This window comes from Vibrio nigripulchritudo, from assembly GCF_027924785.1.
In the GTDB taxonomy this organism is placed as follows: Bacteria; Pseudomonadota; Gammaproteobacteria; order Enterobacterales; family Vibrionaceae; genus Vibrio; species Vibrio nigripulchritudo.
Map to the genome: position 1 here is coordinate 2590917 of NZ_AP027049.1, position 13559 is coordinate 2604475.

Genomic DNA, 13559 nt, shown 5'->3' on the forward strand with positions numbered 1-13559 from the left:
GTTGTCTCAATAAAAAAGATGAGCTCAACTCATTACTGATATTATTGATAATAATTATCATTTCTGATAGCGTAACGCGCAGTTATCACAACGGAATAAAATAATGACAAATTATAAAGTACTAGCTATTTCAGCTATTTTGCTTGCTTCAGGCACTGCCAATGCGGAAGTTACGTTTAAAGACAGCCGTGGCAAAGAGATTACCCTTAAAAACCACCCTGAGCGCGTGGTCGCCATCGCCAGCTCTGCGCCTATTATTTACAGTGCCGTGACTTTAAAGCCGGAAACCATTGTCAACATTACGGAAAAATCTCAAAAGAGCATCAACAACGGTCTCTATGCAGAATTTTTCCCTCATTTTAAAACCGTTCAAGCTAACGCCGCGAAGGACAAGTTTGTTCCTAACGTAGAGGCGATACTCAAGAACAACCCTGACATCATTTTCCAGTGGGAATACGATCCCAAACTCAGCGAACCACTAGAGCGTGTTGGTCTGACTGTCGCTACATGGGGATGCTGCAGCAATGAAGACAGAGAGAATACGGTCATCATGTCTGGCGAAATTTCGGGGCAATCTGAACGAGCTGAAATGATCGTAAACATTGCACGCGATGCCAATAACCAGCTAAAGGGTACGCTAAGCTCTGTCGCGAAAAGTGCTTATCCTAAGATGCTCGAAGTAGACAAGCTTGGTCAGGACATCCGCATTGTTGCCAATAACTCAACTGACCACAGTATTGCCGGTATCAATAACGTTGGTCAGGACGACAAAGCCGAATGGTGGAAAACCATCAACCTGGAACAGATGTACATCTGGAACCCTTCGGTGATCGTTATCCCTGCCTGGGCAGAAGAACTTACACCTAACGATTTTTACAGCAATGAATTGTTAGCAGACATCGATGCGGTGAAGAAAAAGCAAGTGTACAAAGTGCCTCTGTTTAACCGCTCTCCAGACGCGTCTGAAGCCTATCTGACCATGCAGTGGCTTGCTCAGATCGCGCACACAGATCAGTTCGAAAAAGCTCAGTTCTCATCAAAGGTTAAAGACGCCTACAAAACCATCTACGGCGTGGATATTACTGACAAGCAATACACGCAGATCATGCAGATGGATCAAAACGGTGTCAGCACTGGATACACTGAGAAGTTTGGCTTGAAATAATGACGGTTCACACCAATTATCGGGTGACCAAAGACAAAGCGATCTACGCACTACTGATCGCTTTGTTCTTTCTGACCCTCTATTCCGCCACTCTCGGGCGCTACGAAATAAGTCTTTCAAAAGTGATGTTCATTCTGCTGGATAATCTGGTTGCTTCAATCGATGTTGACTGGTCCCCTATTGAACAACGCATCGTCGAACTGATTCGCATGCCGAGAATTCTGGCTGCCATCCTGATTGGCGTTGGTCTGGCTGTTTCTGGCGTTGCCGCACAAGGCCTGTTCCGAAACCCACTCGTTGACTCCAGCATAATTGGGGTGACGTCAGGTGCGGCATTTGGCGGGACACTCGCTATCCTGTTATTTGAAAACACACTCATCACACTGCTTCTGGCATTCGTGTTCGGTATGTTAAGCGTTTTTGCGGTCATGCTTCTTGCCAGAGTCAATGGCAGAACTTCAGTGCTTTCGCTGGTTCTGGTTGGCGTGATCATATCGACTTTCTTTGGCGCAGCCATCTCCATCATCAAATTGCTGGCAGACCCGTTTTCAAAACTGCCCTCCATTACCTACTGGCTAATGGGTAGCATAGCCTCTGTCGGTTACGACTCGCTTGCCTTACTTGCTATTACCGTGATCCCAGCGTCCATCATGATTTATCTACTTCGTTACCAGATGAACATCATCTCAATGGGTGAAGAGAGAGCCAAAGCTCTGGGCTCGCCGTTCAACAAAATACGGTGGATCATTTTGGTTGCGATGGCGGTGATCTCATCCGGTGTGGTTGCCACCGCTGGCGCTATCGGTTGGGTCGGATTGATCATTCCTCATATTGCGCGCTTTCTGGCGGGGGCGAATCACATTCGGCTTATCCCCGTTTCCGGGCTTATCGGTGCCATCTTTATGCTGGTCATCGATAATACGGCACGAACGGCGTCTGACGCTGAAATTCCAATTGGAATCATGACCTCCCTTATCGGTGTTCCCCTGTTCGCGTTCATTCTGCGAAAGGCGCACTCAAACAGCGGGTGGAACAATGATTAAAGTACAAAATCTCGTACTCAAAGCGGGAGATACTGAGATCCTGAGCGGTTATGAGCTGAACATCACTCAGGGAGAAGTTCTCGCCATTATGGGGGCAAATGGTGTAGGAAAAACCACCTTGCTCAATGCTTTGATTGGGAATAAAAAGCCAGACAGTGGAAGCGTCAGTACCAATGGAATCATTGGCTATGTACCTCAGCTTTTTGATATGCCATTTAGCTACTCCGTGCTCGATATTGTTCTGATGGGACGGGCGCGATATCTGGGACTGACTGGTTCACCGAGCACTAAAGATTTTGAACTGGCTCATCATTACCTAGAGATGATGCAGATTCATCACCTTCACGAACGCAACTTTAATCAGCTTAGTGGCGGGCAGAAGCAACTGGTGATGATCGCTCAGGCACTGACATCAGAATGTGACATTCTGATCTTAGACGAGCCATGTTCTGCGCTGGATTACCACAATCAGGCAATAGTACTCAGTAAGATCCGACAGCTTAATCAGGAACTGGGGATGACGGTGGTTTACACCACTCACATGCCTCAACACGCTCTTGAAACCGCCACTCATGTGCTTTTGATGAATGGTCAGAGCCAGTATCTGCACGGCACTACGGAGACAACTCTGAATTCAGAGAATCTCACCAAACTGTATGGCATCAGAGTGGATAAAGCGGTATTTCAGTCCGACAACTCAGTAACCCTTGCCCCTCGATTTGAGATGTAACCCATGAATAAAAAGATTGCTTATATTACGTGGGGCTGCGGCTCCCAAATCTTGTCATTCCGAGATTACGCCCATTGGATGGATGACATGATCTACCTGAATGACCTGCCGAGTACGGACTTAACTCAGTACGCGGCGGTGATCATTTCTTGCCACACAAACGGCTCGCAGTTGGAAAAGCATGCCCGGCAAATCAACGCCTATGTCGAATCCGGAGGCTTCTTAATTGCCTTTCCTGTTAAGAACATCGACCAATGGTTGACCGCAGTCGATGTGACATGGGAAAACAAACGGATCAGTGACTGGCTATGGTGGACAAAACCCGATGGGCACATTGAGCTTTACCTGCCTAATCCGGAACATAACTTGTTTGATTTCGTCTCGTTCGACGACATGAAATGGCACTGGCATGGTGTATTCAATACGAATCACTCGGGCACCTCTCTTCTTAACATGGAAGAGGACCAAGGCTCAGTTATGGTCGATTTTCCCGATCTCCCAAACGGTGGCCGTGTGTTGTTAACCACGCTTGATCCACATAGCCACAATGGTCAGAGATTCATGCCTGCTGCAAAGCGTTTAATTGATGGGTTCTATCCTTGGCTGAACCGGGAACTCGGGATCGACAGAGAACAGGTGCCTGAATTTACAGTGACCTATTTATCAAGCAGCGACATTGAAACGGAAAACGAACCGCCGTATTTGCAAGACACGTTTGCGAATACTCCCGGACGCATACGCTTCCAGTCTGTTTACGAGATTGATGAAAGGGTTTGGAACAGTGATGTGATTGTTGTTCCCAGAATCTGCGACCAGATCTATCTGCGCACACGACAGGCAGAGTTTATGAACTACCTCAAGCAAGGTGGTCAGCTTGTTATCAATAGCGAAACTGTCATTGAATGGCTACCAGTGTTGAAACCATTCAGAACCGTGCCACCCAGACCCTTTCAAAATTTGAAAGTTCGCGTTGCCAATGATCCATATGGCTTCTTCAGCAAAATGCCCGAAGGCTTTGACGGCTGGGAAGGCGTATTCGGTCAATACAGTCGCAGCTATTCCGACATGCCAGAAGATGGTATTGCGTTAACTCATGTGGGAACGGAAAGCGATCCCAAGCCTTCCGACTGGCTTTGGCAATACCCGACTGATGACGGTCGCGGTGGGAAGATTGTCGTTCATAACGGAGACGACTACCATCGCTATCCTGATCACGGTACTAACAAGAATGGGTTGCTCAGGGACATTTGTGTTGGGCTGGTTCGCCACCGGAAACACGCCATAGTCAATGTATAAAAAAACAACCCCGCATCGCTGCGGGGTTGTTTTTCTTAAGCGCTGATTACTTGCTTAATGGATCTGTTGGGTCAGTCTCTGCCTGATATTCCTTAAGGTTAGTGACGCCATCACCATCGGTATCCAGAGCCGCATCCAATGCTGTAAGATCGTTCAAACCGTATTTCGTTTCAAACGACTTAGGCATACCATCGTTATCCAGATCTTCAATGTAGTTGAACGATGCATTCAAGCCGATGTTGTAATACACAGTTGAGCGGTCAGCAAAATCTGCATGGTACATTTCCAAGTGTGCTCGAATAGGTTTTTGGTACTCATTCATTTCACTGAAGTTAACCTGCCTTGGGCGGTCACAGCCATACATACCAATCTGCGTGTTTGTTGCATCGTATAGACGAATTCGGCAGTTCAACGACGGGCTGATGTCGCTACGAGGCATGATCACAAACGATTTCAATGTATCGTATGGCGAAGCAGCATTGAAGTACGTATTTTTGTTCACTCGACCCTGTAGGCTCACGCTACCAGAGAAGTTGCCCGGTGCGTATTTGTAGTCTGGAGACACCACCTTCGGAGCTCCCACAGACAGTGCGTAAGATTCTGTTGTTGCAGTTGCCGCAGGGTTTGCAGTAACACGAACCAACATTTGTTCATCTTTGGCTAGACCAAGAATCAAGTGCTCAACACCGCCTTGGTATTCCACCCAGTTGTTGGCATTCACACGTAGAACTTCCAACGTCCAGCTGTTCGGAGCAAGCTGGTCATCTAAGAAAAGTTTGATGCCATCTGTGCTGTTCGCCTTGTAAAGGAAATAATCGGCATCAATTCCCGTATCCATGTTAGCAGTCACACTGTGCCAGCCATTCAGGAAAGGCGTCGATGTTTCAAATGTGTCGTTTACTTCGTGCTCATCGAAATGTTTTGTTGTGATAGAACCAAATAGAATCGCGTCGTTTGTTGCTTTGTTTACCGTGATTTGCCAGTAGTACTCACCCGGCTGATTCAGGCTATGCAGAACTTCACTGCCTGTACCAGCAGCTACCGATTCCGTACCAATCTGCTTAAATTGACCATTTGTATGATGGTAAAGCTTGAGCGACGCATCAGTAGCGGCATCAAGTTGCGCCATAATGCTGGTGATTTTGGTTGGCTCGGTTACAGAAAAATGAACGCACACGCCGCCGTTTGTGTTTAACGTTGCGTTATAAGATGAATCCAGCTGAATAGTCTGGCAGAGAGGGTTGTATGCTGCCTGATTAACAGCCTGAGCCAAAACCGATGTTTCTGCTTCCAGTAATGCCGGAGCTTCTGTTGACGCTTGATCAAGTGGGAGAAAAGACGTTGCCAACGCCGACATTAGAATTGCATTTATCATAATCATTTCCATTGGTTATACAATCACGCTCATGTGTAATGGAAACAGATTTTTCCTGCAGTATTAAATATCCCGTAGCCAATCCAAAGTCACACTTTAATTTCATTACTCGACTAGCTCATCAGCCTGTATATTGATCATTATCTTAAATTGATCACTATAGAAATAAATCTAGCCAGTACATTTCACTATTTACAGTTTTATTACTTTGATGCTTGATGTCATCTTACACGAGCCAGATGCTACCTTTTTGGAATCAAAATCTATGGGGAAAAGTGGAATGACTCTTCGACGTTTCAATGTAGCTGTCGCGAATAGCGCAACCAAAGAGCTGCGCTAAATCGAAACAAATCAGATCGAGAATGAGCTAATCACGAACGAGCTATTGAGAAACTTTTGCTCCGGGGTGAAGCGATTGCCAAACAGGTCTGGATGACGCATGTTCCTGATAAGTCACTTCCATTCCTAGGTCTGTATCCAGAGTATTCGCGGCAATAGGAAACGATTCAACATCAGAAAGCATTTCACCTAAATTAGAGCCGCATTTACTGCAAAAACAGCGATCATAGATAAATGGAGGTTTTGCCCGGTATACCTCAACAAACTCTTTTCCCTCTACCCACTCAAAGCTCGCTTTATCGACCATAAAAAACTCTGACGTGCCAAGTTTTCTACAGCGACTGCAATGGCAAATGCCTAAAAATTTGGGTTTAGCATTAAGTACAAACTTAACGGCACCACAACAACAACTTCCCTGAATCATGAGATTTCCTCCACTCCATCCGTGGTCTGTGCCCACTCAGAGAGTAGCTCCACAAGCTGACAATAACTGTCAGCAGAGTCGTGGATTGTTGAAGCGCTCGGTTTTCTTTCCCAGCGCAACATTCAGGATTAGCCAATTTGCTGCTCGATGAAGCCTTTTAGATCTGCGACAGAGCGAATAACATGCAGCGACTTCCCTTCAGAGATACTTTCGAGGCGGCTTTGAAAGTCTTCATTCCAAAACTTTGGTGACAGCTTAAGCATTTTGTAGCTTTGTATGCTTCCCTTTAGTACTGAGCTTCCGTCTGGCCAGCCCTCTGGTTTTACAAATACCCCTTTCAATAATCGCTTTGTCACCCACCAGTAGCTGGCAGAATAGGGAAGATTAATATAGATCAAGGTATCCGCTGCTTCCAGCCTTTGGTTAAAAGAGCCAAGAGGTCCTAACCCATCGATGATCCAGGATTCAGAAGTCAGTATTTCCTGATGCTTTTCGTCAAAAACCTTTCGATCTGTCAGTTCTCCGTTTGGCTGATAAACGATCGAATCCAGCGGATGCAAGAGAATACCGGTTGCCGATGAAAGGCGCTTACTTAAAGTGGATTTCCCGCTGCCTGGTTTCCCAAATACCGCGATTTTTTTCATACTGCCTCCTTAATGTTGTTTGCCACCAAGAGACAGATACAGAAAACCCACCTCTTGGGTGGGTTCAAAATACAACGCGTCAGAATCCCACCATTCCTATGGAATGATGATAATTCGAGATTTAAGTAGCGTTGTCGTCATATTCATTGTTTTATCCTTAACCAGCGCGAGCACTCTGTCAACCACTATCAGCAGAGTTTTAATCGGTAATAATCAATACGAGCGCATCGTTTGACACGCTCCTTACGATTGGTATCGTTCTTCTAACTTAGTGCTAATCGACTTCGTAGAGTACAAAGCTTTCAATATGACTATTGTTGCCCGGAATTGAGGATTTTCTCAGTGCCTTCACATTAAGTGAACCATTGTCGCGACTGGTTAAAACCCACTCCCATTTGAACTTACCTTGATCAGCTGCATCTTCAATGATCAATCGATTTGTTAATGGCTCCAACTCCCAAGTCATTTCTGAAAGCAATTCATGCTCTGAGCCAAAACCCACTACTTTATTGTTACCATAAACATCTGACTTAAACTCAATTTCGTCTATGTCTAAATGTGGGTTGTATTTCAAAGCAAAGGTTTTATTACGAATGTCTGATTCTTCAAAATGAACATCAGGTTTAATGTTACATCCCCCCGCTGCATTCTGAAGATCAATCGACGACAAACTTGAATCGCTTAAACTTTTGTCACCCTTGTTACAAATAGCTTGATTAAAGGTAAGGACCTTAAGAATGTCCTGCTTGGCTTCCTCATTAAAAAAATAGCCATTTTCAATGATGTAATTCCTATCATAAGCACTAGGGACTTTCTCTGTAAGCAAAGATCCCGACGGTAATTTACTTCCATGCACCACCTGACCATTTACTGAGGCGTACATAGATCTAGGAACAGAAAAGTTCTTATGAATATCAAGCGAAAATACAATGGCATTCTGACCGTTAAGGTCTTCCCATTGCCAAGTGCCTGAATGGGCTTCTTGAGCTGTTGCAGAAGAGCTGTCTTTATCGCCAATACGATAAAAAGACTTGAGACTCCCATCGGCAATCATCTGAGTCTTATAGGCTCCGTTGGTAAAGCCTTCAACAGAGTTAAATAGATCGTTTGTTTTACTCGCCTCATTAACAAGGTGTGATGGAGATAAAGTGGTTAATTTTACCGCATTACCATCTCCATAATCGTAATGGACCAAGGCTTCCTCATTCAATAACCTAATGCGCGTGCTGTTGAGCCAAGCAAAGTAAGTATCTTGAAGTATATACTCTTTTATCTCTATCGCTTTCGCACCAGGACCAAAAGTAGCGGATTGGGGAATCATATCGTTTGACGATGGCAAATATTTATACATAGGCAATCCTGCTAAGCTCACCACTTTACCCTCGAATAAATGCTGGGCATCACTAGTGAAGTCTTCGTGCATGCTGCCTAGTAACCTATCGTTTTCAATAACCAGAATGCGCTGGCTTTGAAAGGTGCGCCACTCATTATTGATGAACTGAGTAACAGATTGAGTCGCATCCGTGGTGATGTTTTCTAGGCTTCCATCTGAGTTAATTCTTTCAATCTTATCTTCGCGATAAGTGTTATTAACTCTTGTGAGGCTACCTAGCTCAGCAGAGTTGGAAAAAAACTCTAAATAGAAGAGCTGAGTTTCTTTTGATGCGTACTCAAGTATTTCTGTTGAAGTGGTTGTAGGTACTTTTGTACTCGGTGAGTTGTCGCCCAAATTGTTCGTGGTACCGTTTCCGTCACTCGATCCACCACCACAAGCGGTCAGTGAAATTGTTAGTGCGGCTAACGCAAACTGAGTTGGGATTTTTGATGCATTTGGTTTTGTTACATTTGGCTGACTAACCAACTGAAGTGTATTATCGATTGAAGAGGTCATAAGCATTCTTTTAATTTTTTGAATATTTGCGAGGCATTGATTTTTAAAAGAAAAAACACCTTGCACCTATGCAATAAAGCACTTACATTTTCATTGAAACGATAATCATTACTATTGTTTTTGTTACAGCATTGTCAAATAATCTCAAATTAGAGACAGTCGACATTCACGTAACTTATTGAAGAGACTCATATCTATAATCTGACATCAAGAATCGGGGTATGGAACTTTTGCATTTTTGGTGAAAAGTTTAATACGCCTTACTCACCAGACTGCACAATTGAAAACGAGTTCTTACTGCAATCCTCTATGTGCGTCATGATGCCACCCCAATCTTGCTTTTCAGGCGAGCCAATGAAAGTCACACCCTTTTTCTTGGTTTCTTCGTAATACCGATTTATATCTTCAACTTCCAAACTGAAGCCAAGGTATCTTCCACATTCGAATTCACCGATTTCTTCGGGCTCCAGAAGCACTTGTACGTTCTCAAGCTGATAGCCAATATAACCCTCAGACTCTGAACCAAAAATTTTCTGCCATCCCAGTTTTTCTGAATAAAAAGCTTCTGCCTCTTTCAGGTTTTTGCATGGAATTCTCATCATCAAAATTTTCATGTTTACCTCCGCTTTATCGGTTGTATTTGGCTTTGTTCAACACTTCTTTAAGTTCATGTGTACTTTCTAGGTCCACATCGTAGATGTTGGCGAGCGCGCATACGTAATACAGAACATCGTAGAGCTCTTCAGCCACAGACCCTTTCAATTGACTTAACTCTGGCTGACCCTTTCTTCCTCCGCGAATCGACTCAGACAGCTCCCCTACTTCTTCAATCAGCTTAAGAAAATAATGTTCTGGCTGATCAGGTGCATGATCAAATTCTTTAATGTGCTTTTGTAACTCAGATAATTTCATAACGTTCTAGTTGTAATTTCTTCAGATTGGTAACGCTTATATAAATGGCAATGTAATACGCCGTTAGAGTGCCACAAGCTACTAAAATATTTAAGCTATTCGGCGAAATTCGTTAGATTGGTTGCGGGGATTTAATCTGTCTTAATTTTTACCTAGCAAAGATTCTTAAAAAGTAAGGATAAAAGCGATAGTGAACGCAATGCCAAACGCGATGAGAGTCACACCTCTATCCATATGTGAGATGTGGTACTTCAGTAAGCCAGAAAGTGTCGGAACTGCTTCTTCCTGAAACGACTCCGCTACTTTTAGATCACTTACCCGGACACCAAATGTAGCACAGAGAGACTTAACAGATTCAGGAGAAGCAATACCCGACTTTTCGATGCGTTGAATAGTTCTCAAGCTGATTCCGCTTACCTGAGCAAGGTGTGCCTGACTCCAGGCATTTGATTCTCTCAGTCGCTTTAGCATCTCTTTATCAACTTCCATCTCTGCCACCATATCCTTAGCAAAAGGGTTTTGTTCATTATCTTAGAAAATCCTTTCCCCGATACGACACTATTGTGACAACACTATGTCATTACAGCGCCATATCTCAGCTCTAACGCCCTGCTTTTCTATGATTTATTGGCTAGCTCTTCTTTGATCTTTTCTACACTTTTTCCGCCAACGGCAATGTTTTTGTCTGGTTGTTCACGTATGGAGACAAGAAAGAGCTCCTTGGGTATGCCTGTAATTTCAACAGAAACTTCGGTCAGCTTTTCAATAAGCTGTTCTTTCACTTCATCTGTAAGTTGACCGGATTCAAAAGCAATGAAGGGCATGATTTACTCCTTTAAATTCATTGGTTGCACAGAACCATCGTATCAACATCCATTCTATTTAACTCTCGAAAAACTGAGAATCTGGTGGATACCTCCAGTCAATGTGTCGTTTTTGACTGAAAACTTTTTAGAGATTCCAGACCTTTTGCCATCACCACAATAAAAACAGAACCCACCAATACCGGAGTTAACAAGAACAGCCACCCTTGCCCAGACAACATAATGAGAATAGGGTTCGCGCCAGCAGGTGGATGAGTCGTTTTAGTAACCAACATTGCGGTAACGCCTAAACCAGTAGCAATCCCCAGAGTTATAGGTGTCACATCCATATATTGAGAAAACGCCACTCCAATAAAAGCGGTAATCAAATGCCCTAAAATCACATTCTTTGGTTGAGCCAGTGGGCTATTTGGCACCCCAAACACTAAAACAGCCGTTGCACCAAATGGTGCCATAACCATCGCCACATCGTGAATATTCGCATCAAAAAAGGACAGCAGACCAATGGTTAACGCCGCACCAAGCCCAGCAATCACAGATAGAGAATAATGATTCATACATACCTCAATAAAAGTAGAACAAGTTGTCTACTTTCGATAGTAGACAGACTGGTATACTAATGTCAAGATACTCTCAGACGACGGAGGTTCAATGAGTCAGAAGAGAGAGCAGTTACTGGATACCGCCTTAGACCTTTTTTATCGGTTAGGCATAAACTCTATTGGTATCAATGAAATACTAAAGGAGTCTGGGGTAGCCAAAAGAACGTTATACAGCCATTTTAATAGCAAAGATGAGTTGGTCCTTGCTGTGTTGAATCGAAGGCACCAAACCTTCATAAACTGGTTGGAGGGAAAACTTGAAGGAGTAGAGTCTGACCGAGAGCTTGTGGACGTGTTATTTACTTCACTGAACAGTTGGTTCACCAACAATGAAAGACAACTTGGCGACTTCAGAGGCTGTTTCTTTATCAACACGTCAGCGGAATTCAGCGATGCCAACAGCGATATTTCGCAATACTGCAAGCATCACAAAGAGCAGGTTCGGCAGTTGATCAAAAGTAAATTAAAAAGCAATTCCGAAGAACTTTTGGATGCCATTTGTTTACTCAAGGAAGGGGCGATTACAACAGCCTATGTCACCGGAAATTACTCCCATGCCATCTCCAGCAGCTTAAATATTTTGCGGCGGTTTTAAGTCCACAATTTCGATTTGGTCATCACTTTTCTGACGTTGTGAGGATTGCTTATACTCAGCCTTGTATTATAGCGGCTGCACCACCGCCACTAAGTTCGTAGAAGAGTCTTCAATTGGAGTCTTGTTCCAGTCAGCATACATCTCAACTATCTCCAAATTGCAGCTAGCTAAATGTTGTCTAACTTCATCGAGAGACCAATATTTTAGTTCAATTTGACTATCGTAACGTTCACCGCTCTGGTATTCCCTACGAATATCGAGGAGGATAGTATTTTCAAATTGTTGATGCTTGGAACCCTTGCCTTCAACCTTAACCTGTTCACCATTAGGACCGATGTAGCTATCTCTGTATTCACAAATACTCATTGCCTCAAGGTTTGACTGACAAAGTAATCGCGTATCAAATACGAATAAGCTGTTACTGTGCATATGTTGCCGAATATTGCCTAAAACAGCTTTTAGTGATTTCTCGGTGATGAAAGCTTGAAATGCATTTCCCGTCATGGAAATTAAATCGAAAGTATCTCCAATGCTGAACTTAGATGCGTCCGATTCAAGGAATTCTACATCCTCTAAACCCTTCGATTTTTCATTCGCATATCTGAGCATGGGCAGTGAAAAATCGATACCGACAGTACGCTTTAGGTCAGTGGACAATGGTATAGTGACCAAACCTGTACCACAGCAAACATCTAATAAACTTGTCGCATCTTGTTGCCGAACTAAATCATTCAGAAATGAAATATTATTGGCATAAAGGTGGGCATACTGAGAGTCATACTCCTCACCTGACCAAAACTCACTTTTACTTTGTCTCAATGATTTCTCCGTTAGAAAGGCGTAGATTAATGCTATTCTGGTTAGCGACGAATCGCGATAGCTTAACCGTTTTATTACCCCCGCATTTGCAACAGCTCGCAAACAGCATCATGTACCTCTTCATCAACTTCCCGTTTAGTAGGATGATTTTTCATACTGCTAAGCTTAAAGAACAAACGATCGTAAACATTATTGCTTGTGTGATGTAAAAAGTAAGAAACAATCCAATATTTCCACGTGTCATCATCACTATTTAATATCTTCAATAACGGTTCAACCAACTCAGTGTTGAAAAGAAACAATCGCTTTGAAACGGGGTAAGCGACAGGCCAATTTAAGTCTTGCATCCATTCCAATAATTCATAAATATAAGGTTCGATTTCAGAATTAGAGAGTTTAAATAAACGCTCGCAGGTTCTAATGTCTGACTTGTTTACTGGAATAATATTACACATAAGAAATAATTAAATTATTACCGATATTAGATTTACCAAACAACGTTTTAAAGAACGTGAATATTTTTCAAATCGTATTTTACTTGAAGGCTATCAGATACTTTGGAAAATTTGAAAGATGAGCAATAAGATCGAAGGCTAAGTTGGGCGGACTTCTCAAATCAATAATTACTCTGAGAGTTGAAATCAAACGGGTCACCAGAGTACCTCGCATTGAGTATAGCCTCCTCATATTCCTTCCATAGAGTATACCTTGTTGAACCACCTCAAAAGCAAACTCAACTGTATTCAATGCATTCATTGGATACAAAAAAACATGAGCTCATTATCGACAAATTGTTAACCGCTTGCTGGCAAATATCGGCAACTATGTTCTTAAGAAGTAAAAACCGAGTAAAACCACAAATTAGACATTGATCACATTTCGATCAACGAGTATCTTTGC

16 protein-coding genes are annotated in these 13559 nt (G+C 43.2%); 5 read left to right on the top strand and 11 right to left on the bottom strand.

Annotation, left to right across the window (positions count from 1 at the left end):
* Nucleotides 1-103 precede the first annotated feature (103 nt).
* The 4 genes from QMG91_RS11795 to QMG91_RS11810 are packed head-to-tail and all read left to right on the top strand — an operon-like array spanning nt 104 to nt 4234.
* The gene (locus QMG91_RS11795) at nt 104-1165 is read left to right on the top strand and encodes an ABC transporter substrate-binding protein (protein ID WP_281826648.1); all 1062 of its coding nucleotides are present in this window, start codon (nt 104-106) and stop codon (nt 1163-1165) included.
* Nucleotides 1165-2208: a FecCD family ABC transporter permease gene (locus QMG91_RS11800; RefSeq protein WP_281826649.1), complete on the top strand. Its 1044-nt coding sequence runs from the start codon at nt 1165-1167 to the stop codon at nt 2206-2208. The genes QMG91_RS11795 and QMG91_RS11800 overlap by 1 nt, the downstream gene beginning before the upstream one ends.
* Complete coding sequence (locus tag QMG91_RS11805) at nt 2201-2938, top strand: ABC transporter ATP-binding protein (RefSeq protein WP_281826651.1); 738 nt, start codon at nt 2201-2203, stop codon at nt 2936-2938. Before QMG91_RS11800 ends, QMG91_RS11805 begins: the two co-directional genes overlap by 8 nt.
* Before the next feature lie 3 nt (nt 2939-2941).
* On the top strand, nt 2942-4234 hold the full coding sequence (locus QMG91_RS11810; RefSeq protein WP_281826653.1) for a hypothetical protein: 1293 nt from the start codon (nt 2942-2944) through the stop codon (nt 4232-4234).
* Nucleotides 4235-4280: 46 nt separating this feature from the next.
* Here the strand turns inward: QMG91_RS11810 and QMG91_RS11815 are convergent, their stop codons facing one another.
* The 9 genes from QMG91_RS11815 to QMG91_RS11855 form a co-directional block, all read right to left on the bottom strand.
* Entirely contained in the window at nt 4281-5609 is a 1329-nt protein-coding gene (locus QMG91_RS11815; protein ID WP_022550155.1) for a thrombospondin type 3 repeat-containing protein, read from the bottom strand.
* A gap of 382 nt (nt 5610-5991) precedes the next feature.
* Nucleotides 5992-6372 carry a GFA family protein gene (locus QMG91_RS11820; RefSeq protein ID WP_022590522.1) on the bottom strand — a complete coding sequence of 127 codons (381 nt, stop codon included), beginning with the start codon at nt 6370-6372 and terminating at the stop codon, nt 5992-5994.
* A gap of 128 nt (nt 6373-6500) precedes the next feature.
* Nucleotides 6501-7016 (bottom strand): P-loop NTPase family protein, encoded by a 516-nt coding sequence (locus tag QMG91_RS11825; RefSeq protein ID WP_281826656.1) that lies wholly within the window; start codon nt 7014-7016, stop codon nt 6501-6503.
* Between the two features lie 274 nt (nt 7017-7290).
* Nucleotides 7291-8907 carry a hypothetical protein gene (locus QMG91_RS11830; RefSeq protein ID WP_281826658.1) on the bottom strand — a complete coding sequence of 539 codons (1617 nt, stop codon included), beginning with the start codon at nt 8905-8907 and terminating at the stop codon, nt 7291-7293.
* Nucleotides 8908-9167: 260 nt separating this feature from the next.
* Nucleotides 9168-9521 carry a VOC family protein gene (locus QMG91_RS11835; protein WP_281826660.1) on the bottom strand — a complete coding sequence of 118 codons (354 nt, stop codon included), beginning with the start codon at nt 9519-9521 and terminating at the stop codon, nt 9168-9170.
* Nucleotides 9522-9534: 13 nt separating this feature from the next.
* On the bottom strand, nt 9535-9819 hold the full coding sequence (locus tag QMG91_RS11840) for a MazG nucleotide pyrophosphohydrolase domain-containing protein (RefSeq protein ID WP_281826661.1): 285 nt from the start codon (nt 9817-9819) through the stop codon (nt 9535-9537).
* A gap of 165 nt (nt 9820-9984) precedes the next feature.
* A complete protein-coding gene (locus tag QMG91_RS11845; protein WP_281826662.1) occupies nt 9985-10308 on the bottom strand; it encodes a helix-turn-helix transcriptional regulator in 324 nt (107 codons plus the stop codon).
* A 128-nt stretch (nt 10309-10436) separates the two neighbouring features.
* Nucleotides 10437-10643: a 4-oxalocrotonate tautomerase DmpI gene (gene dmpI, locus QMG91_RS11850; RefSeq protein ID WP_022550148.1), complete on the bottom strand. Its 207-nt coding sequence runs from the start codon at nt 10641-10643 to the stop codon at nt 10437-10439.
* 98 nt (nt 10644-10741) lie between these two features.
* Nucleotides 10742-11200 (bottom strand): HPP family protein, encoded by a 459-nt coding sequence (locus tag QMG91_RS11855; protein ID WP_281826663.1) that lies wholly within the window; start codon nt 11198-11200, stop codon nt 10742-10744.
* Between the two features lie 94 nt (nt 11201-11294).
* Here QMG91_RS11855 and QMG91_RS11860 point away from each other — a divergent pair, with 94 nt between their 5' ends.
* Nucleotides 11295-11840, top strand: a complete 546-nt coding sequence (locus QMG91_RS11860) for a TetR/AcrR family transcriptional regulator (protein ID WP_281826664.1) — start codon at nt 11295-11297, stop codon at nt 11838-11840.
* A 66-nt stretch (nt 11841-11906) separates the two neighbouring features.
* Here the strand turns inward: QMG91_RS11860 and QMG91_RS11865 are convergent, their stop codons facing one another.
* Together QMG91_RS11865 and QMG91_RS11870 are read right to left on the bottom strand one after the other, a co-directional pair.
* Nucleotides 11907-12659, bottom strand: a complete 753-nt coding sequence (locus QMG91_RS11865) for a class I SAM-dependent DNA methyltransferase (protein ID WP_281826666.1) — start codon at nt 12657-12659, stop codon at nt 11907-11909.
* Between the two features lie 74 nt (nt 12660-12733).
* Complete coding sequence (locus QMG91_RS11870; RefSeq protein WP_281826668.1) at nt 12734-13114, bottom strand: DUF5071 domain-containing protein; 381 nt, start codon at nt 13112-13114, stop codon at nt 12734-12736.
* Nucleotides 13115-13559: the final 445 nt, after the last annotated feature.

Excerpts from the sequence above, each read along its gene's own strand:
- QMG91_RS11795 (WP_281826648.1), top strand. The coding sequence starts at position 104 with ATGACAAATTATAAAGTACTAGCTATTTCAGCTATTTTGCTTGCTTCA.
- QMG91_RS11800 (WP_281826649.1), top strand. The coding sequence starts at position 1,165 with ATGACGGTTCACACCAATTATCGGGTGACCAAAGACAAAGCGATCTAC.
- QMG91_RS11805 (WP_281826651.1), top strand. The coding sequence starts at position 2,201 with ATGATTAAAGTACAAAATCTCGTACTCAAAGCGGGAGATACTGAGATC.
- QMG91_RS11810 (WP_281826653.1), top strand. The coding sequence starts at position 2,942 with ATGAATAAAAAGATTGCTTATATTACGTGGGGCTGCGGCTCCCAAATC.
- QMG91_RS11815 (WP_022550155.1), bottom strand. The coding sequence starts at position 5,609 with ATGATAAATGCAATTCTAATGTCGGCGTTGGCAACGTCTTTTCTCCCA.
- QMG91_RS11820 (WP_022590522.1), bottom strand. The coding sequence starts at position 6,372 with ATGATTCAGGGAAGTTGTTGTTGTGGTGCCGTTAAGTTTGTACTTAAT.
- QMG91_RS11825 (WP_281826656.1), bottom strand. The coding sequence starts at position 7,016 with ATGAAAAAAATCGCGGTATTTGGGAAACCAGGCAGCGGGAAATCCACT.
- QMG91_RS11830 (WP_281826658.1), bottom strand. The coding sequence starts at position 8,907 with ATGACCTCTTCAATCGATAATACACTTCAGTTGGTTAGTCAGCCAAAT.
- QMG91_RS11835 (WP_281826660.1), bottom strand. The coding sequence starts at position 9,521 with ATGAAAATTTTGATGATGAGAATTCCATGCAAAAACCTGAAAGAGGCA.
- QMG91_RS11840 (WP_281826661.1), bottom strand. The coding sequence starts at position 9,819 with ATGAAATTATCTGAGTTACAAAAGCACATTAAAGAATTTGATCATGCA.
- QMG91_RS11845 (WP_281826662.1), bottom strand. The coding sequence starts at position 10,308 with ATGGAAGTTGATAAAGAGATGCTAAAGCGACTGAGAGAATCAAATGCC.
- dmpI (WP_022550148.1), bottom strand. The coding sequence starts at position 10,643 with ATGCCCTTCATTGCTTTTGAATCCGGTCAACTTACAGATGAAGTGAAA.
- QMG91_RS11855 (WP_281826663.1), bottom strand. The coding sequence starts at position 11,200 with ATGAATCATTATTCTCTATCTGTGATTGCTGGGCTTGGTGCGGCGTTA.
- QMG91_RS11860 (WP_281826664.1), top strand. The coding sequence starts at position 11,295 with ATGAGTCAGAAGAGAGAGCAGTTACTGGATACCGCCTTAGACCTTTTT.
- QMG91_RS11870 (WP_281826668.1), bottom strand. The coding sequence starts at position 13,114 with ATGTGTAATATTATTCCAGTAAACAAGTCAGACATTAGAACCTGCGAG.